Origin of the sequence: Sporosarcina sp. P7, assembly GCF_002743425.1 — a bacterium.
Lineage (GTDB): Bacteria > Bacillota > Bacilli > Bacillales_A > Planococcaceae > Sporosarcina.
The window spans coordinates 1-24,976 of sequence record NZ_PDZF01000021.1; the positions used below are offsets into that span (position 1 = coordinate 1).

Annotated in this window: 22 protein-coding genes; 19 read left to right on the forward strand and 3 right to left on the reverse strand. The window is 43.9% G+C overall.

The window, feature by feature from the left end; translation table 11 throughout:
• From CSV60_RS14730 to CSV60_RS14785, 12 genes are all read left to right on the forward strand, one after another.
• Window positions 1–100 (forward strand): IS3 family transposase (locus tag CSV60_RS14730; protein ID WP_143560918.1); only part of this gene is annotated, 100 nt, incomplete at its 5' end.
• Window positions 101–341: 241 nt separating this feature from the next.
• Window positions 342–2,840, forward strand: coding sequence for a preprotein translocase subunit SecA (secA, locus tag CSV60_RS14735; RefSeq protein WP_099637505.1), 2,499 nt, complete (start codon window positions 342–344; stop codon window positions 2,838–2,840).
• Window positions 2,841–2,873: 33 nt separating this feature from the next.
• Window positions 2,874–3,975 (forward strand): peptide chain release factor 2 gene (gene prfB, locus CSV60_RS14740; RefSeq protein WP_099631183.1). Its coding sequence is split into 2 segments (ribosomal slippage): window positions 2,874–2,945 and window positions 2,947–3,975, totalling 1,101 coding nucleotides; the frame shifts between segments, so codons are not numbered across the junction.
• Between the two features lie 616 nt (window positions 3,976–4,591).
• Window positions 4,592–4,936: a cytochrome c551 gene (gene cccB, locus CSV60_RS14745; RefSeq protein WP_099637506.1), complete on the forward strand. Its 345-nt coding sequence runs from the start codon at window positions 4,592–4,594 to the stop codon at window positions 4,934–4,936.
• 187 nt (window positions 4,937–5,123) lie between these two features.
• Window positions 5,124–5,810: a cell division ATP-binding protein FtsE gene (gene ftsE / locus CSV60_RS14750; protein WP_099631062.1), complete on the forward strand. Its 687-nt coding sequence runs from the start codon at window positions 5,124–5,126 to the stop codon at window positions 5,808–5,810.
• Window positions 5,800–6,684, forward strand: coding sequence for a permease-like cell division protein FtsX (gene ftsX, locus CSV60_RS14755; RefSeq protein ID WP_099631061.1), 885 nt, complete (start codon window positions 5,800–5,802; stop codon window positions 6,682–6,684). Before ftsE ends, ftsX begins: the two co-directional genes overlap by 11 nt.
• A 25-nt stretch (window positions 6,685–6,709) precedes the next feature.
• Window positions 6,710–8,059: a murein hydrolase activator EnvC family protein gene (locus CSV60_RS14760; RefSeq protein WP_233189646.1), complete on the forward strand. Its 1,350-nt coding sequence runs from the start codon at window positions 6,710–6,712 to the stop codon at window positions 8,057–8,059.
• A gap of 73 nt (window positions 8,060–8,132) precedes the next feature.
• Window positions 8,133–8,786, forward strand: a complete 654-nt coding sequence (locus CSV60_RS14765; RefSeq protein ID WP_099637507.1) for a hypothetical protein — start codon at window positions 8,133–8,135, stop codon at window positions 8,784–8,786.
• Window positions 8,783–9,367 carry a peroxiredoxin family protein gene (locus CSV60_RS14770; RefSeq protein ID WP_099637508.1) on the forward strand — a complete coding sequence of 195 codons (585 nt, stop codon included), beginning with the start codon at window positions 8,783–8,785 and terminating at the stop codon, window positions 9,365–9,367. Before CSV60_RS14765 ends, CSV60_RS14770 begins: the two co-directional genes overlap by 4 nt.
• Before the next feature lie 70 nt (window positions 9,368–9,437).
• Window positions 9,438–10,865 carry a S41 family peptidase gene (locus tag CSV60_RS14775; protein ID WP_099637509.1) on the forward strand — a complete coding sequence of 476 codons (1,428 nt, stop codon included), beginning with the start codon at window positions 9,438–9,440 and terminating at the stop codon, window positions 10,863–10,865.
• Window positions 10,866–11,038: 173 nt separating this feature from the next.
• Window positions 11,039–12,211, forward strand: coding sequence for a PDZ domain-containing protein (locus tag CSV60_RS14780; protein ID WP_099637510.1), 1,173 nt, complete (start codon window positions 11,039–11,041; stop codon window positions 12,209–12,211).
• A gap of 14 nt (window positions 12,212–12,225) precedes the next feature.
• On the forward strand, window positions 12,226–12,477 hold the full coding sequence (locus tag CSV60_RS14785) for a CsbA family protein (RefSeq protein WP_099631056.1): 252 nt from the start codon (window positions 12,226–12,228) through the stop codon (window positions 12,475–12,477).
• Between the two features lie 111 nt (window positions 12,478–12,588).
• On the opposite strand, the gene CSV60_RS14790 is transcribed toward CSV60_RS14785, so the two are convergent.
• Both CSV60_RS14790 and CSV60_RS14795 read right to left on the reverse strand, forming a co-directional pair.
• On the reverse strand, window positions 12,589–12,891 hold the full coding sequence (locus tag CSV60_RS14790) for an AzlD domain-containing protein (RefSeq protein ID WP_099631055.1): 303 nt from the start codon (window positions 12,889–12,891) through the stop codon (window positions 12,589–12,591).
• Window positions 12,891–13,625, reverse strand: a complete 735-nt coding sequence (locus tag CSV60_RS14795; protein WP_099631054.1) for an AzlC family ABC transporter permease — start codon at window positions 13,623–13,625, stop codon at window positions 12,891–12,893. Before CSV60_RS14795 ends, CSV60_RS14790 begins: the two co-directional genes overlap by 1 nt.
• Before the next feature lie 95 nt (window positions 13,626–13,720).
• Here CSV60_RS14795 and CSV60_RS14800 point away from each other — a divergent pair, with 95 nt between their 5' ends.
• Complete coding sequence (locus tag CSV60_RS14800) at window positions 13,721–14,353, forward strand: TVP38/TMEM64 family protein (RefSeq protein ID WP_099631053.1); 633 nt, start codon at window positions 13,721–13,723, stop codon at window positions 14,351–14,353.
• Between the two features lie 3 nt (window positions 14,354–14,356).
• Here CSV60_RS14800 and CSV60_RS15915 read toward each other — a convergent pair whose 3' ends face one another.
• Window positions 14,357–14,494, reverse strand: a complete 138-nt coding sequence (locus CSV60_RS15915) for a hypothetical protein (RefSeq protein ID WP_158233191.1) — start codon at window positions 14,492–14,494, stop codon at window positions 14,357–14,359.
• A 379-nt stretch (window positions 14,495–14,873) separates the two neighbouring features.
• On the opposite strand from CSV60_RS15915, the gene addB reads away from it, so the two are divergent.
• The 6 genes from addB to CSV60_RS16180 all read left to right on the forward strand — a co-directional run bounded on the left by addB (window position 14,874) and on the right by CSV60_RS16180 (window position 24,816).
• Window positions 14,874–18,365, forward strand: a complete 3,492-nt coding sequence (addB, locus tag CSV60_RS14805; protein ID WP_099637511.1) for a helicase-exonuclease AddAB subunit AddB — start codon at window positions 14,874–14,876, stop codon at window positions 18,363–18,365.
• Window positions 18,349–22,053, forward strand: coding sequence for a helicase-exonuclease AddAB subunit AddA (gene addA, locus CSV60_RS14810; RefSeq protein ID WP_099637512.1), 3,705 nt, complete (start codon window positions 18,349–18,351; stop codon window positions 22,051–22,053). The genes addB and addA overlap by 17 nt, the downstream gene beginning before the upstream one ends.
• Window positions 22,050–23,255: a DUF418 domain-containing protein gene (locus tag CSV60_RS14815; protein WP_099637513.1), complete on the forward strand. Its 1,206-nt coding sequence runs from the start codon at window positions 22,050–22,052 to the stop codon at window positions 23,253–23,255. The genes addA and CSV60_RS14815 overlap by 4 nt, the downstream gene beginning before the upstream one ends.
• 38 nt (window positions 23,256–23,293) lie before the next feature.
• A complete protein-coding gene (locus tag CSV60_RS14820; RefSeq protein WP_099637514.1) occupies window positions 23,294–24,190 on the forward strand; it encodes a fumarylacetoacetate hydrolase family protein in 897 nt (298 codons plus the stop codon).
• A gap of 92 nt (window positions 24,191–24,282) precedes the next feature.
• Window positions 24,283–24,657, forward strand: a complete 375-nt coding sequence (locus CSV60_RS14825; protein WP_099631047.1) for a YisL family protein — start codon at window positions 24,283–24,285, stop codon at window positions 24,655–24,657.
• A 30-nt stretch (window positions 24,658–24,687) separates the two neighbouring features.
• Window positions 24,688–24,816: a hypothetical protein gene (locus CSV60_RS16180; protein ID WP_255397341.1), complete on the forward strand. Its 129-nt coding sequence runs from the start codon at window positions 24,688–24,690 to the stop codon at window positions 24,814–24,816.
• The last annotated feature ends 160 nt before the right edge of the window (window positions 24,817–24,976 follow it).

Genomic DNA, 24,976 nt, shown 5'->3' on the forward strand with positions numbered 1-24,976 from the left:
GCTAGCCGAATATATCTCCTATTACAACTCCAAACGTATTAAATCAAAATTAGGGATGAGTCCGATAGAATATCGGACACACCACCAGCTTAGTGCGTAATAAAACTTGTCCAACTTTTGGGGGTCACTTCAAAAGCGTCCCCCTCTGAAGCGCAAATCCCCACCCCAACACTAAGTCCACCCATCCCAAAACAAACTTAGGAAAAAAGATACAGCGCACCATTTGCACCTAGCTTTTTACAATGTTAAAATGGAGTGTGGCTTAAATATACTTAGACAACGAACTTACAACTGGCAGGTGCGTCCTGCTAATTGATGAAGCTATGAGGATGTGACGATAAATGCTTGGCGTATTGAATAAAATGTTCGATCCAAACAAACGTGACTTAAAACGACTTGAGAAAATTGCCGATCAAGTAGAATTATTGGCTGAGGATATGGAAAAACTGTCAGACGAACAATTGACAGCGAAAACAGAGGAATTTAAAGAGCGCTATCAGCAAGGCGAAACCATTGAAGATTTGCAACCTGAAGCGTTTGCTGTCGTTCGTGAGGCTTCTCGCCGCGTGCTCGGGTTATATCCGTTCCGCGTGCAAATCATGGGTGCTGCAGCGCTGAACGAAGGGAATATTGCAGAGATGAAGACCGGTGAGGGGAAGACGTTGACTTCTACACTCGCCGTTTATTTAAATGCGCTGACTTCCAAAGGCGTCCACGTAGTAACCGTTAACGAATACTTGGCTAGCCGTGACGCGGGAGAGATGGGGCAGTTGTATTCATTCCTCGGTATGACCGTAGGCTTGAACTTGAACAGTCTCAGCAAAGAAGAAAAGCGTGAAGCGTATGAAGCCGACATCACATACAGTACAAACAACGAACTCGGTTTCGACTATTTGCGTGACAACATGGTGCTGTATAATGAACATAAGGTACAGCGCCCGCTTCATTTCGCCGTAATTGATGAAGTGGACTCCATTTTAGTCGATGAAGCACGTACACCGCTGATCATTTCAGGTCAAGCAGCGAAAGCCCAGGAATTATATCGCTTAGCCAATCGCTTTGTGATCACACTGAAAAAAGAAGAAGATTACTCGTTCGATGAGTCGACTAAAGGTGTGGTTTTGACAGAACAAGGGATTGAAGCGGCGGAGAAGGCATTTAGCATTGAGAACTTATTCGATCTGCAACACGTGACGCTAAACCACGCCATCAATCAGTCATTGAAAGCGCATGTAAGTATGCATAATGACGTAGACTATGTTGTGGAAGAAGGCGAAGTGGTCATCGTTGACTCCTTCACGGGACGTTTAATGAAAGGCCGTCGGTATAGCGATGGGTTGCACCAAGCGATTGAAGCGAAAGAAGGACTCGAAGTTCAGAATGAGTCGATGACGCTTGCGACGATTACGTTCCAGAACTATTTCCGTATGTATGAAAAACTGTCTGGAATGACGGGTACAGCGAAGACGGAGGAAGAAGAGTTCCGCAACATCTACAATATGAACGTGATTGCCATACCGACCAACAAACCAATTGCTCGTGATGACCGTCCGGACTTGATCTATGCCTCGATGGATGGAAAGTATAAAGCGGTAGCAGAAGATATTAAAGAACGACACGAAAAAGGCCAACCGGTGCTAGTCGGTACAGTAGCGATCGAAACGTCAGAAATCATTTCAGCATTCTTGAAAAAATACGGCATTCCGCATAATGTCTTGAACGCGAAGAATCACGAACGAGAAGCTGAAATCATTCAAGACGCTGGTAAACAAGGTGCGGTAACGATTGCAACCAACATGGCGGGTCGTGGTACGGATATTAAACTGGGCGATCATATCCAGGATGTGGGCGGTTTAGCGGTCATCGGTACGGAGCGACACGAGTCACGACGAATTGATAATCAGCTACGTGGACGTTCAGGGCGTCAAGGGGACCCGGGCGTTACGCAATTCTATTTATCATTAGAAGATGAACTAATGCGCCGTTTTGGTTCCGAACAAATGAAGTCGATGATGACCAAACTCGGTATGGACGATGAAACACCGATCCAGTCGAAAATGGTTTCACGTTCAGTTGAATCTGCCCAGAAACGGGTAGAAGGGAATAACTTTGATTCACGGAAACGTTTATTACAATATGATGATGTACTGCGTCAGCAGCGTGAAGTGATATACAAAGAGCGTAATGAAGTACTTGGTTCGGAAAATATTCGCCCAGTACTTGAAAATATGTTGGATTCGGTTATTGAACGTGTCGTGGCGACCCACACTGCAGACAATACCGTGTATTCCAAAGGTTTAAAAGACTATCTAGAAGCGAACTTATTAGCTGAAGATACCGTGACAATAGAAGACTTAGAAGGTAAAACACCAGAAGAGTTGCAAACATTTATTCACGAATTGGTCATTGCGCGCTATAATGAGAAAGAGCAGGAAATGTCCGAAGAGCGGATGCGTGAATTTGAGAAGGTCGTCTTGTTGCGTGCGATTGATACCAAGTGGATGGATCATATCGATGCGATGGATCAGCTTCGTAATGGAATTCATTTACGTGCATATGGACAGAATGACCCGCTTCGTGAATACCAGGCTGAAGGATTTGCCATGTTTGAAGATATGCTCATGGCGATCGAAAACGATGCGACGAAGTATGTCATGAAGGCAGAAATTCGCAATAACTTGGAGCGCGAAGAAGTAGCAAAAGGTCAAGCGAACAACCCGAAAGAAGACGGCGCACCGGTTGCTAAAAAGCCTATCCGACGTACTGTCAATATCGGACGTAACGAACCTTGTCCGTGTGGTAGCGGCAAGAAGTACAAGAACTGCCACGGCAAAGCATAAAGAGAAACAACCACTCAGGAGGAAACCATTATGATAGAATTATCCGATGTTCGCAATGATCTCGACAAAACAGCTAAGAAATTAGCGGACTTTAGGGGGTCTCTTTGACTTAGAAAACAAAGAGGCTAGCATGCAGGAGTTAGATGAAATGATGCTAGAGCCAGGATTCTGGGATGACCAGGACGCGGCTCAAAAGGTTATTTCACAATCGAATGCATTGAAAGACATTGTCGGTGAATATAACGAATTGAACGAAATACAAGAAAATTTGGAAATGACGCTTGAACTTCTACGGGAAGAAGCAGACGCAGAGTTACAAGAAGATCTGATAGCCGAATTAAAAGAGTTCAAAAAGAAGATGGAGCAATTCGATCTTCAAATGTTATTGAGCGATGAATTTGATAAAAATAGTGCAGTAGTTGAAATACACTCAGGCGCAGGCGGCACCGAGTCCCAAGACTGGGCGTCGATGTTGCTTCGCATGTACACGCGCTGGGCAGAGCACCATGGCTTTAAAGTCGAAACACTCGATTATCAAGCAGGTGACGAAGCGGGCGTGAAATCTGTCACACTTGGAATTAAAGGGCATAATGCATACGGCTACTTAAAAGCGGAAAAAGGTGTACACCGACTCGTTCGGATCTCCCCATTCGACTCTTCAGGCAGACGCCATACATCATTCTCTTCTATTGAAGTCATGCCAGAGTTTGACGGCGATATTGAATTGGATCTGAAGATGGAAGACATCAAAATTGATACGTACCGTTCAAGCGGTGCCGGCGGACAGCACGTTAACACGACGGACTCCGCTGTTCGTATGACTCACATTCCAACAGGTGCGATTGTTACGTGTCAGACGGAACGTTCGCAAATTAAGAACCGTGAGCGTGCGATGAATCTTTTGAAAGCGAAGATTTACCAGATTCGCGTGGAAGAAGAGGAAGCGCGTTTGGCGGATATCCGTGGCGAGCAGAAGGAAATCGGTTGGGGCAGTCAGATACGTTCGTATGTTTTCCATCCGTATTCAATGGTGAAGGATCACCGTACGAATGAAGAGACAGGTAACGTTAGTTCTGTGATGGACGGCGAGATCGACCAGTTTATTAATGCGTATTTGCGTTCAAGAATTTCTTAATCATAAAAAGACAGCCGGGCAAGTCATTTCTACATGACTCGTTGTGGCTGTTTTTTTGAAAAATGGGAGTAGTTTCATTATGAGTTTTGAGGTAGATAGACTGGAATGGTTGTTGGGGTGGGGGATTTTCGCTTCGGAGGGGACGCGCAAATCCCTACAATGTAAGTGGGTGACAATTAGTATAGTTCACCGTAAGTTGGCTTGGCTGTTAATTTTCACCGTTTAAACTGAAAGTAGACCATAGTAAATGAAAAATCATCTTGTAATTGATTATGTATGTGAACTCTTGTCACATTTGTCTTTTGAATATTACAAAGACGTTACAATATTACAGACTGTGACAAAGAGTTATCTTTATTTATCTCCAATTCCATAGTGGACGCCGCATTTACTCGTAATTTTACCCACATGACAAAATGTTATGTTTAAGAATTGTCAATTTGGTCAATACTATATATGTACTTACTACCAAAGCGTCTTTTATGGGATGAAAGAGACGAAAAACACGATTATCCTCGATAATTTGTAACTTTATCCTCTCTATTCACCATAAATCGATCGAGATTTGGTATACTACTATATGTTAGAAAAATTTAAGTAAAAGGGAGGATATTACATGAAGAACAAACTATTGGCTACACTCTTCGGAGCAGCACTAGTTCTCGGTGCTTGTGGTGGAGGCAACGACAACGCTTCAGAACCAAATAATGACGCGACAAAAGACAACGGCGCAGCTACTTCTGAAGTAGATGCAGAAGCAGTTGTACAACAAAGCTGTGCGTCATGTCACGGAGGAAACTTAGAAGGTGGAGCAGGACCAGCACTTGATAAAATTGGTGCAACACTTTCTGAAGAAGAAATCCACGACGTGATTGTGAATGGTAAAGGCGCTATGCCTCCTGGTATTATTCAAGGCGAAGAAGCAGACGCAGTTGCTGCTTGGTTAGCTGAAAAGAAATAATGAATACTCAATCGTCTCCAAGATTTTCTTGGTGGCGATTTTTTTGTTCATTCATAAAGAACATTTTTTACCTATTTCGCTTGCTTGATTAATTGATACATAACTGTAATACATAGTAATATGAAGGCCATGCTATAATAAAAATGGCGAATATGAGAGAAAAACAAAATTCAGGTGGTTATGATGTATGATTGTAATGAAAAATGTATACAAAAAGTACCCGAATGGCGTTGTAGCGTCTAACGGAATTCATGTCGAAATCGAAAAAGGGGAATTTGTATATGTTGTTGGACCGAGTGGCGCAGGTAAATCCACGTTCATTAAAATGATGTATCGTGAAGAAGTCCCGTCTAGTGGCTTGATTTACTTCAACAATACGGAACTAACAAAAATGCAAAGAAAAGATGTCCCTTATTTGAGAAGACAAATTGGCGTAGTATTTCAAGACTTTAAACTTCTGCCAAAACTGACTGTCTACGAAAATATCGCGTATGCGCTAGAGGTAATTGAAGAATCACCGAGTGTCATACGTCAAAAAGTGACAGAAGTGCTGAAATTAGTAGGACTCACCAAGAAAACTAGAATGTTTCCAAATGAACTGTCAGGTGGAGAACAGCAACGCGTGTCGATTGCACGATCGATCGTCAATCAACCGAAACTCGTTATTGCAGACGAACCGACAGGGAATTTAGATCCAGAGACTTCATGGGAGATCATGAAGATTTTTGAACGGATAAATGCACAAGGCACCACAATTATTATGGCTACACATAATAAAGATATTGTAGATAATCAACCACATCGCGTGATACAGATCGAAGGCGGACTCATCACACGAGATGAGAACGAAGGAGAATACTCCAATGAAATCTAGAACAGTACGACGTCATATTCGGGAAAGTTTCAAAAGTCTTAGTCGAAACGGCTGGATGACCTTTGCTTCAGTGAGCGCTGTGACCGTGACTTTATTATTGATTGGCGTATTCATCGTCATCATGATGAACTTGAATCAACTGGCTGATAACATCGAAAATGATGTGGAAATCAAAGTAGTCGCGGAACCAGGCGCTAGTAAAGATGAAGTCCAGGAACTATTGCAGGAAGTCAAAGAAACCTCAGGTGTTGCCGAAGTCCAGTATTCTTCACGAAAACAGGAATTGGAGAGCATGATTCAATCGTTCGGTGATGAGTTAGCGCTCTATAAACAGGACAATCCCCTCGGTGATGCATTATATGTTAAAGCGGATGATCCGAAAAACACCGCATCCATCGCAAATGAAATCGCAACGTACCCGCATACTTTTGACGTGGAGTACGGAGAAGGCAAGGTAGAAAAACTTTTCCATGTCTTAAAAATAGGACGAAACATCGGACTCGGCTTAATAGTAGCCTTGCTGTTTACCGCTATGTTCCTCATATCGAATACGATACGACTCACCATCGTGGCGAGACGTACAGAAATCGATATTATGAAACTGGTCGGTGCAACAGATAGTTTCGTACGGATTCCTTTCATGCTCGAAGGCGTGTGGCTTGGAATTCTCGGTGCGATTCTTCCGATGGCTCTTATGACGACATTTTATTCGAAGTTGTATAGTTTCTGGGAAGGTCGTTTGCAAAATCAATTATTCCATTTGCTAGATCCTAACCCATTCCTATTACAATTAAACTTTTTACTACTATTCGTCGCCGTCTTTATTGGCGTCTGGGGCAGTTTCATGTCCGTCAGGAAATTCTTGAAATCGTAAGTTTTACTAAGGAGAGAAATAGAATTTGATAAAAAGACATAGAATCATTTCAAGTGTCCTTGCGATTTGTCTGCTTACCACAACGGTTGGCAGCGCAGACGTCTTCGCGGACTCTTTGAAAGATTTGCAGAATGAAAAAAATGCAGCAGATATCAAGAAGAAAAATTTAGATTCTACTATTCAGAAAAAAGAAATTCAGATACAGGAGAAACAGGCGAAAGTCGATGTACTGGTCTCCCAAATTAAAAAACTAAATGACAAAATTGAAGAAACCAATCAAAATATGGATCGGATCATTGCAGAAATGAATCAGACCCAAATTGAAATTGAGGAACTTCAATCATCTATTAAAGAATTAGAGATTCGAATCAAACAACGAGACGAAGTTTTGCGTGAGCGCGTTCGCGTTATGCAAGTCAAGGGGAACCAAGTCAGTTATTTGGACGTGCTTCTTGGCGCTAACAGTTTCGCGGATTTCATTGACCGTTTCTCGGCAGTATCTACATTGATGGATGCAGATCGAAAAATCATTCAACAGCAAGAAGAAGATATAGCGTTGCTTGAGGAAGAAAAGAAACTTGTTGAGCAGAAATTAGCGGAACAAGAAGAGCGCAAGCAAAAAATTCAAGCATTGAAAGACGAATTGCATAACAAAAAGCTTGAAAAAAGAGAAGTGGTAAATCAGCTCGAAAAGAGTCAAGAAAAACTTTCGAGTGAAAAAGGCGCGTTAGAAGAAGAATATAGCGAAACGGTAGCATTCAGTTCTAAACTTGAGAAGAAGATTATCGCAGAGCAAAATCGTTTAGCGGAAATCGCTCGTAAGGAACAGGCGAGAAAGCATAAGTTGCAGCAAGAAAGATTGGCAGCAGAAGCAGCAGCCGCCGCGGCAAATAGCCGTTCAAGTGCATCTTCGAATTCCAGTTCCAGTTCCAGTTCCAATGCTGCTCCGCCTGTCTCAAGTGGATCCTGGACAAAACCGACAACGGGTAGTTTCAGTTCAGGATTTGGCTGGCGGACTCATCCGATATCGAAAGTGAGAAAACAGCACCGTGGAATGGATATTAGTGCACCTACAGGAACTCCGGTTGTAGCGGCAGGAGATGGTGTAGTATCGTATACGGGCAGTATGGAAGGGTTCGGTAACGTGATTATGATCACGCACTCTGTAAAGGGTCAGATCATGACGACGGTCTATGCTCACCTTTCCTCGATTGGTACAAGTTCAGGACAATCTGTCGATAAAGGTCAATTCATTGGAGCGGTCGGTTCGACAGGCTTCTCAACAGGTCCGCATTTGCATTTTGAAGTGCATATAGGAAACTTCTCCGCCACAGGACCAAGTGCAGTCAATCCTTTGCATTACGTTTCTTTTTAGTATAGCATAAATTGAAAACCTGCCTGAAAAGGTGGGTTTTCATACGTTCATAGAAAGATTAGGAGGATGGACAATGCCGGTTACGCAGTATTATCCAATCGGTTCTATTACGATGCCGTCTTCTTGGATTGCCTTCATTGCGGGTTTCCTAGTGACCTATCTTTTCATTCGATTATACTTTGGCAAAGTGCATGGCGAACGAATCGGAGATCTATTTTTCCATGTCGTAATCATTTGGAAATTATCAGTGATTTTAACAGATTTCACTATGGTCATGAAAAATCCACTGTCTATTCTTTATTTCCACGGAGGAAAGTTTGGTTGGATACTCGGGCTAGTCGTAGCAGGTTTATTGATGCTTCGGCGAGTATATAAAGAGAAGTGGAAGCGTATCGATAAATGGTCGTTATTGCTTGCGTTAATTTGCTGGCAAGCTGTCTATCAAATCGCTATGACGTTTCTTAATGAAGGCAGTCTGGTTGTGAAAAGCGCAACGATTCTATTATTTGTCGCCGTCTTTATGCTGTCATGGTGGTGTCAACAAAAGAAAGTCAATACAGTGAGCGAACTTGCAGGTGTCTTGCTAGCGGTTCATTTTCTCGTATCCGCCATTCAAGGAAATCTATTGAACACAGCATTCATCACGACCATTTTTATTGGTTTGTTAATGTGGGGGGTAGAGAAATCTTCCGCCCAACCGATTAGTGGAAAGGAAGAGGTAAAGTGAGTAAGAAAATGATCGGATATATTATTACCGCATTGCTCGTCGGTGCATTGATCTTTATCATGGTAGAAAATTCTACTGGCCAGAAAAAATCGGTGGAAACACCGATTACACAAGCAAGCCAGGCAGATGCATTGCAAGAAGAGGAAGGTTTGGAGCAATATTCACTTGCCCCGGACTTTACACTTGAAACACTTGCAGGCGAAACGGTGACGCTTTCCGAGTTAAAAGGGAAGAAAGTTATTTTGAACTTCTGGGCTACATGGTGTCCTCCATGTAAAGCAGAAATGCCGCATATGGAAAGTTATTATTCAAAACTTACAGATGAAGACCAAGTGGAACTCATCGCAGTCAACGTCACAGAATCTGAGCGACGTGGCATAGGTGAAGTGGAAAAGTTTGTGGCTTCCTATGAATTAAGCTTCCCGATTCCGCTAGACAAGACGGCGGAAGTCACACATACGTATGGTGTGTTCTCGATGCCGACAACGTATATGATTGATACAGAAGGGCGCATTGCACAAAAAGTCATTGGCCCATTAGATGAAAAAACATTGAATGAATTAGTCGATTCCATGGACTGAAAAAAGAGTCTGTTCTCGTGTCGTAACTCCTTGTCTTTCTTCATATAGTGAAGAGAGGAGGAGGTTATGAATGCGTAAGAGCAGGCTTTTTTTGGTGGGGGTGTTATTACTGATGGGCGCCATATGGCTAAATGGCTGCGGGAAGCAGGAAGCTGCAAAGAATGAGTCGATCAGTAAGTTACCTGTAGTAGATGAGGTATTTGAAAAGATTCAAGAGCGAGCCGTATACCCAGTCAAGAAGGACGAGCTGATTGAAGGGGCGTTGCGTGGGATGACCGATACAATCGGTGACCCGTATTCGACGTATTTGACCGAACAGGAAGCAGAGTCTCACCGGGAATCACTCGCAGGATCACGTGTAGGAATTGGTGCGGAAATGACACGGACGAATGGCAAGTATATTGTCGTAGCGCCAATTAAAGGAGGTCCAGCTGAAAAGGCGGGATTACAGCCTTATGATGAAATTGTGCGTGTCAACGGAGAACGTTTGGCCAATGAAACATTACGCGACGTAGTCAATATGATACGGGGCGAAAAAGGGACGGAAGTGAAGTTGACTATTTTCCGACCTGAAGCGGATAAGCATATGGAATACACCATCACACGCGATCACATGCCTGTGATATCCGTGTCGCATGAGCTGATTAAAGAACGGGATGCTAAGCTCGGGTACATAGCGCTAAGCATGTTTGGTGAAGAGACAGCAAAAGAGTGGCAAAAGGCTACGTCTGACGTCCTCAAAAAAGGTGCCCAAGCTATCATCATTGATGTGCGCGGTAATCCGGGCGGCTATTTGACGGCTGTATCCGAAATTTCCAGTAGTCTATTGGAAGAAGATCGAACGTTCGTCGTAATGCAAGATGCAACAGGGAATTTAACGCCAGTGTCAACGGAGAAGGACGATAAGCTTTCATTTAATGAACGCTTGAAACACGTCCCGATTGTTATCGTACAGGATGTAGGTAGCGCATCTGCAAGTGAAGTGTTGAGTGCAGCGATCAAAGATTTGAAACGTGGTGAGATTATCGGCACGACAAGTTTTGGCAAAGGAACCGTACAAGAAACGATGGAATTATCTAACGGTGGAGAATTGAAACTATCGACGAGTAAATGGTTGACGCCTAAAGAAAAGTGGATTCATGGCAAAGGGGTCACAGCAGATATTGAAGTAAAACAGAATGCTTTATTTACAGAGCACTTGCAGATGGTAACAGATACTATGAAAGAAGGGCATTTCAATGACCAAGTTGCGTATGCGCAACGCATGCTCAAAGCATTTGATCATCGTCCAGGTAGAACGGATGGCTATTTCGATCGCGAAACGGCAGAAGCGGTACATGCATTCCGCGCGGAGTATGAAATCAAAGAAGGCTATGATATGGACAGAGAATTCTTCACGGCATTAAAAACGGCTGCAGAAGAATATCGGGCTGAGCCAAAGAACGACAAACAGTTGCGTATGGCGGTCGATTTCCTCGTCAATAAACTGGAAAAATAATAGCTGAGGCGGTTCGGCAAGGTCTTGAAAAAACAGGACACGTGCGAACAGCCTCTTTTTTCATGCAATTTAGCTTAAATTGGAACTTCCTTCAGAACTCTCTCGCTATTTTCCTTCTTTTTTTGTACAATGAAGAAAAGAGCTATAAAGACAAGCGAGAAAGGTGACAGAAGATGTCTAGCGAACTATTACTTAATTTAAAAGATGCAGTACTGTACTTTTTTCTGAATCCCGTCTGGCTAATCGCTTTAGTGGCTGCCTATATGCTTGGCAGTAAACGCGTAAGCCGCGAGCGAACAGATTTCAATGTGGGCATAAACAAAAGTTCCACTGAAATGAAACATGCTATTTCAGTAGGTTGGTTGCACGGTCTAGTTCTATCGATTTTAATCGCTGGCGTTGGATTGATCGTCGATTTTAACTGGATCATTATTTTATCCGTTATCATGTTGCTCGTTATCGTATCCTTCTCCTATAAACTAGCCTCACCGATCTACTATGTAACTCTCGCATTTTTTGCGCTGTGGGCATTGGATCGTTTTGCAGGAGATTTTTCAATCGGCACGTGGTTCGTTCAAGAAGACCTAGACTTCTTCGGTACATTAGCGATTACGGTACCGATTATTGCAGGATTGTTGTTAATTTCAGAAGGCTTGTTGGTTCGTCGTCATGCGGCGCGTCATACGTCTCCATCGTTCATTCCGACTCAGCGCGGAATGCGTGGTGCAATTTATCAGTCGAAGTTACTATGGCTCGTGCCGGTGGTATTTATAGTACCTGGACATATGGTAGCGGAATTTGCTCCATACTGGCCGCAATTCACACTGGGTTCAGAACAATTTTCATTCATTCCGGTTCCAGTAGTCATCGGATTCTCGCAATGGATTCGTTCTACGTTCCCGGACGTGCTACTTCCTAAAATGGGAAAAGCGATAGCTTGGCTCGGTGTAGCTGTCGCGGTGGTAGGTATTGGTGCAATTTGGATGCCGGTACTTGGTTGGGCAGCATTGCTCGCCGGGGTTCTATGCCGTATCTTGTTGAGTGCTATGATTTCACTATCAGAACGGAATAAGCAAGTGTTGTTAGTGCCTCAATCAGAAGGTGTGTATGTAGTAGCGGTTCTTAGCGATTCACCTGCAGAGAAAATGGGCATAGTGCCGGGTGATTTGATCAAGTCGGTAAACGGGATCTCGATTCATAATGAAGATGAATTATACGATGCGATCCAAGTCAATGCCGCACACTGTCGTTTACAAGTAATCGGCCGTGATCAAGAGGTCCGTTTAAAGCAACAAGTGCTGTTCCGTCATGACCACTTCCGTCTAGGTATTGTGGTTGTGCGTTAAAAGGGGAGAACAATATGCATGATTTCGATACGAAGTTACTATTTGCGATGTTGTTGCCAGGGATTTTAGTTGTATTTTTTACGCGCGTGACATTTCATCACGTCGTTGGATTAATATTGACATTGTCGCTTATCGCAGCATCGGTCTATGCGGGCTATACGCATAACTGGATGTTGTATGTAGCGGATGCGGTGTCTTTGACAGTAGGTTTTTGGTTTGCATCGCGCATGGTGAAGAATGCACGACTGAATCAAACCGAGGAGTGAAAAAGCGGTTTTCAAAGAGCGTATATGCTTTGAAAACCGCTTTTTTTGTCTCAAATACTAGCTAGTACCTGTTTTAATTGTCTCCACAGTGGGGAATAGTGAGACTAAGAGTTAAAATAAACTGTACACGGCGAGCGCTGCAATGGTACCAATCACGACAAACATTACGTCGAGGCCGAGGAAAGCTAGTGTAAACGCTGTGATCGCACCGATTACACCGAAAAGAATATCATCTTGGATATGTAAAATAGCCGGGAAAATAAGTGCACCAAGCACTGCATATGGAATATTGCGCAACACACCACTGACGATTGGCGGTAATTCCTTGCCGTCAAGAATGGTCAACGGAATCATTCGGGGTACATATGTAGCAACGGCCATGCCAAGCAACATCCACCAATACATAGATCCCATCAGTTTGCCTCCTTCCGTTTAGTAAAGCGTTCGACGTTCTTATTACTCTTTACATAAAGAATCTCAACAAATATAGCGGAGGCGAGCGTCGCGACCAAGATCGACCATCCAGTAGATAGTAACTGCGTGTAAAACAGTGCGCAGTGAATGGCTGCTGCAATCACGGCGAGCAACACCACTTTGCGATTGCCTTTCATGGAAGGGACGAGCAGGCCGATGAACATCGCATAGAGCGCAACGGACATCGCTTTTTGCAGAAATTGTGGTAAGTTGGCTCCGATGACGTGACCAACTGCTGTAAAGATCACCCAACTACTATAGGCAATCAAGGCAACGCCAAACGTAAAGGCGGTCGTGACTTGCCGATTCTTCTGCGTAGCAAGAACGGAAAATGTTTCATCAGTGATTCCAAATGCGTAGATGGCTTTCTTCCATTTTGGCGCAGGCTCCACTTTCTCGCTTAGAGCAGCCGTCATGAGAAAGTGCCTAATATTGACGATAAATGTATTCGTCACGATGAGCCACGGCGCAACACCGGTCGCAAGTAAGCTAAGTGACATATATTGAGCGGCTCCCGCGTAGACGAATAAACTCATTGCGGTTGCTTCGATAATCGAGAGGCCAGTCGTTTTAGCGAGCAGTCCGAATGTCAGCGCAACGGGAAAGTAGCCAATGGCAATGCTCGATCCTGCTTTCAGGCCATGAAAAAAGGTTGTATTCACTAGGCAGCCCATCTTTCTTTTACCAATCTAGGAGCTAGTATACTATAATTCAACAAATTCCACAGCGTTATGACTAAAAATTATGAAAATCAGTGAGGGTGTTGGCGATGAATGAATGGCTATCAATTGATAAAGTGGAGGATTTGGCAGAGCAGTATGAGGCTCTAGGTTTTTTCATGGGATTAATTCCAACGTTTTTGGAGGCATTCCTCCCATTTCTGCCACTTTTCGTATTTGTTATCGCCAATGCCATCGCATTCGGTTTTTGGCTAGGCTTTCTGCTTTCCTGGGCTGGAACGGTAGCGGGTTCGTATGTGGTGTTCTTGCTCGTCCGGAGATTTGGCGGCAACAAGTTCTTCTCGTTCCTGACCCGTCCTAAAAAGGTGCAACAGTTAATTCAATGGGTCGAGCGTAATGGTTTTGGACCGTTGTTTGTCTTAATTTGTTTTCCGTTTACGCCTTCCGCTTTGGTGAATCTTGTGGCGGGCTTGTCGAATATGAATAAGAAGAATTATTTGTTCGTGCTGATGCTTGGTAAGCTGGTGATGATTATGATGATTACATTTATTGGGTATGATGTGCGAGCGCTCGTCACGCAGCCGATTCGGACGTTGATTATGTTTGTCGTTATTTTCTTGCTGTGGTTGGTGGGGAAATGGTTCGAGCGCAGGTTGACGCGGAAGGTAGAAGAAGATTTCAGGAGTTTTTCTAGTGTGCATGGTGATCGTAAAAAAGAATAAAGGTTAACGGTTCCTGTCTCTCTTTTCTTTCGGTACAATGGAAGAAAGAGCGATAGGGATTTTTTGTTTTGAATTAGGGTAGATGGAAAGTGGAATGGCACCGTTGATCAGCGTTCCAGGCGGACGCTTTCCTGCGGGCATGGCTTGAGCCTCCTCGTCCGCTTCGCTCCCTGCGGGGTCTCAAGGCTCATGCTATTCCCGCGGGAGTCGCCGCCTTCCACGCTGATCAACTAGTTTGTGGGACTGACCATTGTGTCGTGGATAAAAATTTCTCGCAATAGGTTAACGTTCGTGCAAAGATATTTTGTGTTGTACGTGCGCTACAACGTTTTTAACGAAGTCGTTTACCACGAGTGCCGAAGTGGGGACAATGAAATCTCAACTAACACGGTCAGCAAAACAACAAAATCCTGTCCAACCGCAAATAGAAAAACACTTGCAGAACCACAACCGAAAGCCGCTTACTAACTTACTAAACGAACTTGTATAAATCCAACTTCCAACGAAAGGGGAGAGAACTATGTCACTGCGCTTTATTACAGGTCGCTCCGGGACAGGAAAGACCACTTTTATTGAACAGGAAATTGCGGAAGAATTGAAAGAACGGCCGATGGGAGCGCCTATTATCGTCATCGTACCTGATCAACTATCTTACTCGATGGAATACAGTTTATCCGTCAAATCTGGATTGACTGGTATGATCCGTGCGCAAGTACTTACATTCAAGCGTCTTGCATGGCGGGTCCTGCAGGAAGTCGGCGGCATTACACGTGAAGAGGTAGATAGTTTCGGCTATCGCATGCTCGTACGCAGTGTGCTAGAAGACAATAAGGAATCGTTCAAGCTATTTAAGCAAGCTGCTTCGAAGCACGGGTTCGCTGAGCAAATTAGTGACATCATGAAGGAATTTAGTAAATATTGTATCGATCAGCAAGCATTTTCCGAATTGATGACTTCGCTTGCCGATCAGCAAGCTCCTCGAATTTTGCAAGATAAAGCGCATGACTTGCACTTGTTGCTTGAGAAAATAGAAGAACGTCTCGGTACGACCTATATGGACAGTGAAGGGCAACTAAATGCGTTAGCTGAACAGTTAGCGCATTCGGAGTGGCTGCAGGATGCGTCGATCTATATAGACGGATTCGGCGATTTCACGACACAGGAATACACAATTATTACACAATTAATGAAATATACGAAGCGCGTTACGGTCGTGTTACCAATGGAGGAAAAAGTGCATAACAGCGAGCATGAATTATTCCATACAGCACAGCAACAGTATGAAACGCTTCAGCAGCTGGCCTATAGTGAATCAGTCGATCGTGAAGAACGTATTCATTTGACAGAGTTGAAACGCTTTTCCAGTAAAGAATTGGTGCATTTGGAAGAGCAGTTTGATCACTATCCCCCTGAATCGTTTGAATCAGAAGGCGCGATCCAACTAATTGAAGCATCGAATCGCCGCGCGGAAGTTCATGCAGTGGCGCGTTCGATTCGCAAGATGATGCGTGAAGGCAAGCGTTACCGTGGGATGACGGTTGTCAATCGTCAACCGGATGTTTATAACGAATTGATCCAAAACATCTTCACGCAATATGATATTCCTGTGTTCATTAGTCAAAAGAAACCGATGCTTCATCATCCGTTGATTGAATTTGTGCGTTCATTGCTTGAAGCGGTGCGGACAGATTGGTCGTATGAAGCGGTGTTTAGGGCAGTGAAGACGGATTTGTTTTTCCCGATCAATGAAAGTAAACAAGTGTGGAGAGAGCGGGCAGACCGTTTGGAGAATTTCGTACTGGCTAAAGGAATCCATGGTAAATCCCGCTGGCAAGATGAAGAGCGTTGGAAGGTCAGTCGCTATAGAGGTCTGGAAAAAGTCCGTACCGTACAGACGGATGAAGAACTCGCGACTCAAGCAGAGTTTGCTGAGACCCGCGATAGGATTCGTGAACCAATTGAGCAGTTACAGCAGAAGTTAACGTCTTCTCGTACCGGTCAAGACGTGGCAGAAGCGCTGTTTTACACAATAGAATCTCTTCATATTTACGATAAAATAATAGAATTGCAGCAAACGGAACATACAATAAATCGTTTGCAAGCAGCAGCGGAACATGAACAAGCGTGGACGAGTTGGATTAATGTGCTGGAACAGTTTGTACTGATGTTCGGTGAGAAAGAACTGCCGATTGCAGAAGCCATTAAAATATTGGATGAAGGATTCGATACGCTAGAATTCAAATTGATTCCGCCTTCGCTCGATCAAGTCACTGTGACGACGATAGAGTTATTCAATGCGATGGATGTGGAAGCGGTGTTTGTTCTCGGTGCGAATGAAGGGGTATTGCCTTTGCGTAATGATCATGAAGGGTTACTTTCGGACAGTGACCGAGAGTTGTTTAGTGAAATCGGCATGACTCTCGCACCTACGACCAAACTTCAACTCATGCGTGAATCGTATATGGTGTATCGAGCGTTTACCGGAGCGAGTGCGCGTTTGACTGTCAGCTATCCCATTGCGGATGAAGAAGGGAAAGCGTTAATTCCATCACTTTACATTCCTAGATTACAGCAAATTGTATCGAATATACCTACGGAGATCGCTGTCATGGAACCAACGGAGTTATCCGAGGATGAAGACAAGCTTGCCTATATCGAACATCCAGACGTTGCGCTGTCCTACGCGATTCGTATGATGCGCCAAGCTTCAACACAGGAAGAAATCGCACCTGAATGGCAAGCGGTTCTAGCGTATTATAAGGAAGATCCACTGTGGTCTTCAGTTATAGAGTCCATCGTTCAACCCGCATTGAAGCGACAGAAAACCGAGTTGCTCGATACGGAACTGACGACAGGTTTGTATGGTTCGTCCTTTACAACGAGTGTATCCAGGATAGAATCGTATTACAGTTGTCCGTTCCAACATTTCACGACATACGGTCTGAATTTGCAAGAGCGTTTTGAATTCCAGCTGGAAGCACCGGATATCGGGGATTTATTCCATGCGGCATTGAAATGGGTATCTGACGAAGTCATGCGCCAAGGTTTGTCCTGGGCTGCGTTGACGAAAGAACAGTGCTGGCAGTTAGGTCGTGAAGCGATCGATGCACTTGCGCCAAAGTTCTTCCATAGAATTTTATTGTCGAGTCCACGCTATGCGTATATACAACGAAAGTTGATGCAAATTATTCAACGGACGATCCGTGCACTACAGTCGCAAGCGCGTAATTCAAGCTTTACGCCGATTGCGATCGAGGCAGGTTTTGGTCCGAATGAAGAAATCGCACCGCTTGAAATCAATTTGAAAAATGGTCAACAGATGCATATTAGAGGACGAATCGACCGAATTGATACGATGAAAAAAGACGATCAGACGTATTTGCGAGTAGTCGATTACAAATCGTCAGCCCGTGCGCTTGATTTGACCGAAGTGTATTATGGCTTATCGCTACAAATGCTGACGTATCTAGATGTGGCACTCGAGCATGCGGAAGATTGGCTCGGCGTTTACGCAAATCCCGCAGGTGTGCTCTATATGTATGTTCACAATCCGATGTTGCGTTTGACAAAAGAGTTAAACGAAGAGGCTGTGGAAAAAGAGTTATTGAAATCCTATAAAATGCAAGGCTATATAGTGGAAGATGCGGACGTTGCACTGGCGATGGATGACCATATTGAAAGTGAGTCGTTAATTGTTCCAGCACGATTAAAGAAAGACGGCTCGTTTTATTCGAATTCGAAAGTCGTGCCTCCTGAAGATATTAATATCTTACGTTCATTTGTCCGCAAGAAACATCAGCAGGCAGGAGACGGCATGCTGTCAGGTGATACACGTGTCTATCCGTACCGCCTAAAAGAACATATGCCGTGCACGTTCTGTTCGTATCAGTCAATTTGTCAGTTTGATAGTACAGATCCGACACAGCCTACACGGAACTATTCGGCCTATAAGCCGGAAGAATCACTAGAAATGATGAGGAAGGAGATCGATCCAGATGAGAATTCCAGATAAGCCGCCACATGAGACATTTACGGACGATCAATGGAAAGCAATCCACGCGTCCGGTAAAGATATTCTCGTATCTGCCGCAGCAGGTTCAGGGAAAACGAAAGTCCTCATCACGCGGATGATTGAAAAAGTATTGAACACGGAACACCCGATAGACGTGGATCAGCTACTCGTTGTGACATTCACAAATGCGGCGGCTGCCGAAATGCGTCACCGTATGGCGAGTGCACTCGAAGAAGCAATCGTCAAGGATCCTTCTTCCGTCCATTTGCGCAGACAGTTGAATTTACTGAATAAAGCACAGACTTCATCGTTGCATTCATTTTGTCTGCAAGTCGTTCGACAGTATTCATATGTATTGGATATAGACCCCGGATTCCGTATTGCCGATGCAACAGAGGCGGCGATTTTACGTGATGACACGATTGCCCTTGTGTTGGAAGATGCCTACAGTCAGCCCGATCCGGAAGCCATTTATCGTTTGAGTGATAGTTTCACAGCAGACCGGAATGATCAGGCGATCGAGACGCTGATGGATAAACTCTATGATTATTCCCGTGTACATCCGAATCCATCGCAGTGGCTAGAACTCATTCCACAGCAATATGAAATTGGTGAGGATGCGACGATTGACGAATTGTCGTTCATCGAATCGCTGAAAGTATCGATTCAGCATACGCTTGAAGAAGCTAAGACGGTTGCGCGCGATTTGCAGCGAGTAGCAGACATGAGTGATGGACCGGCACCTTTGCTTGAAACCGCGAAAGCTGATGAAGCATGGATTGACGGAGCGCTCGACTATATGCTTCACGGGAAGTGGGAAGATGCCTTTGCGTATTTCCAGACGTTGAAGTGGGTCAAAGCAGGTACGATTCGTAAAGGTACATGTGATGAAGACTTGGCTGCACGTGGTAAGACGATGCGTGATCAAGTGAAGAAAATGGTCACTGCATTAAAAGATACGTACTTTACTCGCACACCTGCCAGATTATTAGAAGAAATACGTTTGATGGCACCACTTATGCACACGCTCGTCGGATTGGTAGAGGATTTTGCGGCGCGTTACCAAACGTTGAAAGAAGAACGCGGCTTAGTGGATTTCTCGGATCTCGAACATTATGCGTTACAGATCTTATCCGAAGAAGTCGACGGGGAGCGAGTACCTTCTGATATTGCGAACGATTACCGAAATCGATTTGCGGAAGTATTGGTAGACGAGTATCAAGATACAAACTTCTTACAAGAAGCTATTTTGCAGTTAGTGAAGCAAGGCGGAGAAGTAGATGGCAATTTATTTATGGTAGGGGACGTCAAACAATCAATATATCGATTCCGTTTGGCAGAACCAGGTTTATTTTTAGGGAAGTATGATCGCTTTACATCTGAAGTAGGGGATCAAGGATTAAAAATTGACTTGAATGCCAACTTCCGAAGTCGTAAAGAAGTGCTCGATGCAACGAACTATATTTTTAGGCAGATCATGGGAACGCGAGTGGGAGAAATAGAGTATGATGACGCGGCCGCGTTAAAATACGGTGCGCAATATCCCGAAAAAGACGTATCTGCGGGCTTGACGATTTTGTATGAAAATGAAGAAGATGACATGTCGCAAGAGGAAGAAGCCCAGCAAGAGCTGAAGAAATCCCAAGTGGAAGCGCGGTGTATTGCACAGAAGATCAAGGCGTGGAAAGATCAACAGGCGCAAGTAGCGGATGCATTTAGTGGTACACAACGTCCGCTAGAATACCGGGATATTGTCATACTCATGCGGTCGATGACGTGGTCGAGTGAAATTGCGGATGAACTAAAAGCCGCTGGGATTCCTGTCTATGTATCTTTATCTTCGGGCTATTTTGACGCGATTGAAGTGATGATTATGCTTAATACATTGCGTGTCATTGATAATCCATACCAGGACATTCCGCTCGTGTCGGTGTTGCGTGCGCCATTTGTTGGCATGACCGAAAATGAACTCGCGCAAATTCGCCTCGTCAATCGCAATGCGACGTTTTATGAAGCACTGCAATTATTCATGCAGACAGGTGGTGCGGGAGTGAATCCAGCTACACAGCAAAAGCTTCAACGGTTTTTCCTATTACTTGAAGATTGGCGAAATATGGCCCGGCACGGTTCGTTATCAGAATTGATCTGGCAAGTATATCAAGATACGCATTACTACGAAATGGTTGGGATTTTGCCAAACGGTAAACAGCGCCAAGCCAATCTGCGTGCATTACATGACCGGGCGATGGCCTACGAGAAGACGTCGTTCCGTGGATTGTTCCGTTTCCTTCGATTTATCGACCGCATGCGTAAACGCGGAGATGATCTTGGGGAAGCGCGGTTCTTGAGCGAAAAGGAAAACGTCGTGCGGATCATGACCATTCATTCATCGAAAGGTCTAGAATTCCCGTATGTATTTTTAGCGGGAATGGGACGTCCGTTTAATAAAATGGATTTCCATAATCCGTATTTGTTTGATCAGCATTTTGGACTCGCCGTCAAAGCGATCGATCCGGATAAACGGATCATGTTCACGTCACTACCGTTTCTAGCGATCAAAGAGAAAAAGGAGCTAGAGATGCGAGCAGAGGAAATGCGCGTACTCTACGTAGCCATGACACGTGCTAAAGAGCATTTGGAATTGATTGCCTCCGTTAAAGACATCGAAAAGACGATAAACAAGTGGCAAGAAGCACAGTTATTGGATGAAGAGGATCCTTTGCCGGAATACACACGTTCACGGGCAACCGGTTACCTCGACTGGATAGGACCAGCCGTTGCGCGTCATATGGATTTTGGTAAGTTTGGTAAGATGACAGGCGGGGAACTAATCGCGGATTCGTCATCATGGGAAGTCAATGCCTTGTCATTTTCTGCTTTTCATCAGACGAATGAAGTGGAGATCGAGGACTGGATACCTGTCGATCAGGAAAATGCCATGGCGGATCCCGAGTTGGTGGAAGAAGTGCGAAACCGTTTTGATGCGCATTATCCGTTTGAATTTGCGGTGGAATTATCTTCGAAACAATCCGTCAGTGAGTTGAAGCGGATTGCGTTGCTTGAGTTAGAACGAGGAGACGCGGATCCGTTTGAAGAAATGGAACAAGGCGCCACGAAACGCATCTCAAACCTTCATGCACGACCATCGTTTTTACAGAAACGTTCATTGACGACAGCGGAAATTGGAACCGCGATGCATACCGTCATGCAGCATCTGGATTTGAAAGAGAGACTCGATCAAACGAGTGCCAAAAAATTTGTCAAGCAGCTTGAAACACGTGAACTGCTGACAAAAGAAGAAGCAGCCGCGATTGACGTTCAGGCGATTGTAGCATTTTTCGAGACGTCACTAGGCAAACGGATGCAGCAAGCCGATGAGGTGTTGCGTGAAATGCCGTTTACTTATGCGCTACCAGCTGTTGAAGGTGAATTTCAGTTGTTACAAGGTATTGCCGACTGTCTATTTCATGAAGACGGTGAGTGGGTACTCGTGGATTATAAAACGGACGATGTCAGTAAATTTCGTTCCGATTCGGCAATTGCCAAAGAAATGCAAGTTCGGTATGGCACTCAGTTAAATTTGTATAAGAATGTGTTGGAATCCATTCTTTCCATCGAAATTAAAGAAATGGTGCTGTACTTATTCAGTGGAGCAAAAATGATTCGCTTACAGGAGGAATATGTTTGAAGTTGACTCCTACATCTTTAACAGAACGAGTGGAAGCACTTGATTATTTGAGAGGTATTGCGTTACTCGGGATATTGATTGCGAATATGCTTCATTTCCACTCACCGTATGCGTATATGGATCCGTATTCGTGGTATACCATTCCGCATGAGCAGTCGATGTTTCATTTTATCGATGTGTTTATAGAAGCTAGTTTCTATCCGATATTCGCCATGTTATTTGGCTATGGTGTGAATATGCAGTATGAGAAGTCATGGAGAAATCATACACAGTTCGCGTCATTCATGGCACGCCGTATGGGGATTTTACTGATTTTTGGCGTGCTGCATGCGTTGCTCATTTGGTCAGGGGATATTTTGTTCACCTATGCGTTGATGGGATTCATCATGATTGCGGTGATCCGGATTCCAAAAAAGTGGTTGTTGACACTTTCACTCGTGATTTATTTTGTGCCCACGCTATTGTTGTACGGTATATTGGCGCTGACTCGCAGTAGGTCCACTTCCAGTATGTTGGATGGATTCGTGGATACACAACAGATCGAACGTGCGATTTCCTCCTATGGAAACGGAACGTTCAGAGAAATCCTAGCTTTCCGTTTGAATGAATTCTTTACTTTTGAAATCATTGGTTCGATTACAGCAGTCTTTATCCTATTGCCTTTGATTATGTTCGGTGCAGCGTTATCGAAATTCAAGATGATTGAGCGTATGTATGCGTTGAAAGGAAAGTTATTTCTTGCGATGCTAGTATTCATTCCGATTGGCATAACCTTGAAAAACATTCCAAGCTGGGACGGACCGAAATTTGAGAATATCTTACTCATTCAATCCATAGTGGGTGGCCCCATTCTGACGCTTGGCTACGCAGCATTATTTTTATTGCTGTTTCAAGTTCCGTTTTTGAAAAGAATGACACAACCGTTTGCAAAAGTAGGCAGAATGGCGTTTACGACGTATATTATGCAGTCAATCATTGCGACGATGATATTTTATTCATATGGAGTAGGTCTGTATGGTAAAGTAGATATAGTGACCGGCACGTGGCTGGCACTCGGGATTTTTGCGATTCAGCTCATTATAGCGCAGGTATGGTTGACGAATTTCCGAATGGGGCCACTAGAAGCTATGTGGCGGAAGTGGTCTTACGGAAAGAATTTCGTCGTTAAAGAGGAAAAAAAAGTAGATTTTGTCGTAACATAGGAATATGTGAATTCACATGGAAAGGGTTGGGTATTCAAATGAAATTATTGTCATTCCGTTACGAAGGACAGACTTTATTCGGACCAAAAGTTAAACGTGAGGAAGCTGTATGGGATCTACTCGCTATGGCGGAAGCTTTGGAACAAACTGATTTCCCCAAAACGATGATTGAAGGCGTTTCACATGGGATGGATTTTGTGGAGGAAGTTCGTAAATTGGTAGAGAAAACTGAAGTTGAAGGCAATGTAGAGCAGTTCAAGCATGCGTTCACTGACATCGAATGGTTGTCTCCAATTCCACGCACACCGAAAAACGTCTTGTGTGTTGGTAAGAACTATCTTGACCATGCAGAGGAGCTTGGATCCAAAGTACCTGAGAAATTGATGCTATTTACCAAGTCTCCAACATCAATCGCAGGAGACGAGCAAACATTATCGATCCATAGTGACGTGACGGATTCATTGGATTATGAAGGGGAGTTGGCTGTCGTTATTAGTAAGACAGGCAAAAATATTCCTAAGCAGCTGGCGTATGATTACGTGTTTGGTTACACAATTGGTAATGATATTACTGCGCGTAATATTCAAACAGAGCACAAACAGTTCTTCCTAGGAAAGAGTTTAGACGATTCTTGTCCGATGGGTCCTTATGTGGTGACGAAAGATGAAATTCCCAATCCGCAAAATTTATCAGTCGTTACGAAAGTGAATGACGAAGTGCGCCAAAACGGCAATACGTCCAATATGATTTTCAAAATTGATGAGTTGATCGCTGAAATCTCTAAGTATGTCACATTAGAGCCAGGTGATGTCATCTTGACAGGTACGCCGGCGGGTGTTGGTAAAGGTATGACACCACCGACCTACTTAAAAAAGGGCGATACGGTAAAGGTATCCATCGAAGGCATTGGTACACTAGTTAACCGTTTTGAATAATAGGCAGGTCTATGAAATAAGCTTCAGAATAGTCGTAGTTTGAAAGATATGGTAGGATATTAATCGACTAGACAAATAACGAGGTGGAAGAAATGGGATTTTTAACTGATACAACCCATATGCATATTTTTACATGGGTAGTAGGCATTGTACTTTTTTTCGTTACAGCAAGCATGGCAAATGGAACAAAAGGAAAAAAGATTACACACATGATTTTGCGTCTGTTCTATGTATTGATCATCATCACGGGAGCTGCGCTATTCTTTAAGCATATGAGTATTGATTCTATGCTATATGGCATCAAATTTGTCCTCGGTATTCTGACAATCGGATTTATGGAAATGGTTCTGGTTCGCGGTAGTAAAGGGAAGAACACAGGTCTTATGTGGATTCTCTTCATCATCGCATTACTTGCAACGATGTTCGTAGGTTTCAAATTACCGGTAGGTTTCAACTTTTTCGCATAATAATTACTGACTAGTATAGGAGATGAGCCAATGGCAACACAGGCTGGCTGGATATTTTTGATTGTGATCCTGTTACTGATGGCACTGTTTGCTATCTCCGTTTTGGTCAGTGCGCGTAAACAACGGGATCTGGACTTCTTTGCTGAAGACGATAACTAATGCGCGCAAGCAGTGGGGGATCTTTCCTCCACTGTTTTTTTGGTTCAGAAACTATACTTTCACAAGATTGCCGTATTTACAGAATGCGTCACAGGTTTTTCTGAGAAAGAATGGCATGGTCTGTAGCCGTTTGATAAACTAAAAGAAGAGTTTGTATGAG

Bases quoted from the DNA above. Each gene is read 5' to 3' on its own strand.
- secA (WP_099637505.1), top strand. From the start codon at position 342: ATGCTTGGCGTATTGAATAAAATGTTCGATCCAAACAAACGTGACTTA.
- cccB (WP_099637506.1), top strand. From the start codon at position 4,592: ATGAAGAACAAACTATTGGCTACACTCTTCGGAGCAGCACTAGTTCTC.
- ftsE (WP_099631062.1), top strand. From the start codon at position 5,124: ATGATTGTAATGAAAAATGTATACAAAAAGTACCCGAATGGCGTTGTA.
- ftsX (WP_099631061.1), top strand. From the start codon at position 5,800: ATGAAATCTAGAACAGTACGACGTCATATTCGGGAAAGTTTCAAAAGT.
- CSV60_RS14765 (WP_099637507.1), top strand. From the start codon at position 8,133: ATGCCGGTTACGCAGTATTATCCAATCGGTTCTATTACGATGCCGTCT.
- CSV60_RS14775 (WP_099637509.1), top strand. From the start codon at position 9,438: ATGCGTAAGAGCAGGCTTTTTTTGGTGGGGGTGTTATTACTGATGGGC.
- CSV60_RS14780 (WP_099637510.1), top strand. From the start codon at position 11,039: ATGTCTAGCGAACTATTACTTAATTTAAAAGATGCAGTACTGTACTTT.
- CSV60_RS14785 (WP_099631056.1), top strand. From the start codon at position 12,226: ATGCATGATTTCGATACGAAGTTACTATTTGCGATGTTGTTGCCAGGG.
- CSV60_RS14790 (WP_099631055.1), bottom strand. From the start codon at position 12,891: ATGGGATCTATGTATTGGTGGATGTTGCTTGGCATGGCCGTTGCTACA.
- CSV60_RS14795 (WP_099631054.1), bottom strand. From the start codon at position 13,625: ATGGGCTGCCTAGTGAATACAACCTTTTTTCATGGCCTGAAAGCAGGA.
- CSV60_RS14800 (WP_099631053.1), top strand. From the start codon at position 13,721: ATGAATGAATGGCTATCAATTGATAAAGTGGAGGATTTGGCAGAGCAG.
- CSV60_RS15915 (WP_158233191.1), bottom strand. From the start codon at position 14,494: ATGCCCGCAGGAAAGCGTCCGCCTGGAACGCTGATCAACGGTGCCATT.
- addB (WP_099637511.1), top strand. From the start codon at position 14,874: ATGTCACTGCGCTTTATTACAGGTCGCTCCGGGACAGGAAAGACCACT.
- addA (WP_099637512.1), top strand. From the start codon at position 18,349: ATGAGAATTCCAGATAAGCCGCCACATGAGACATTTACGGACGATCAA.
- CSV60_RS14820 (WP_099637514.1), top strand. From the start codon at position 23,294: ATGAAATTATTGTCATTCCGTTACGAAGGACAGACTTTATTCGGACCA.
- CSV60_RS14825 (WP_099631047.1), top strand. From the start codon at position 24,283: ATGGGATTTTTAACTGATACAACCCATATGCATATTTTTACATGGGTA.
- CSV60_RS16180 (WP_255397341.1), top strand. From the start codon at position 24,688: ATGGCAACACAGGCTGGCTGGATATTTTTGATTGTGATCCTGTTACTG.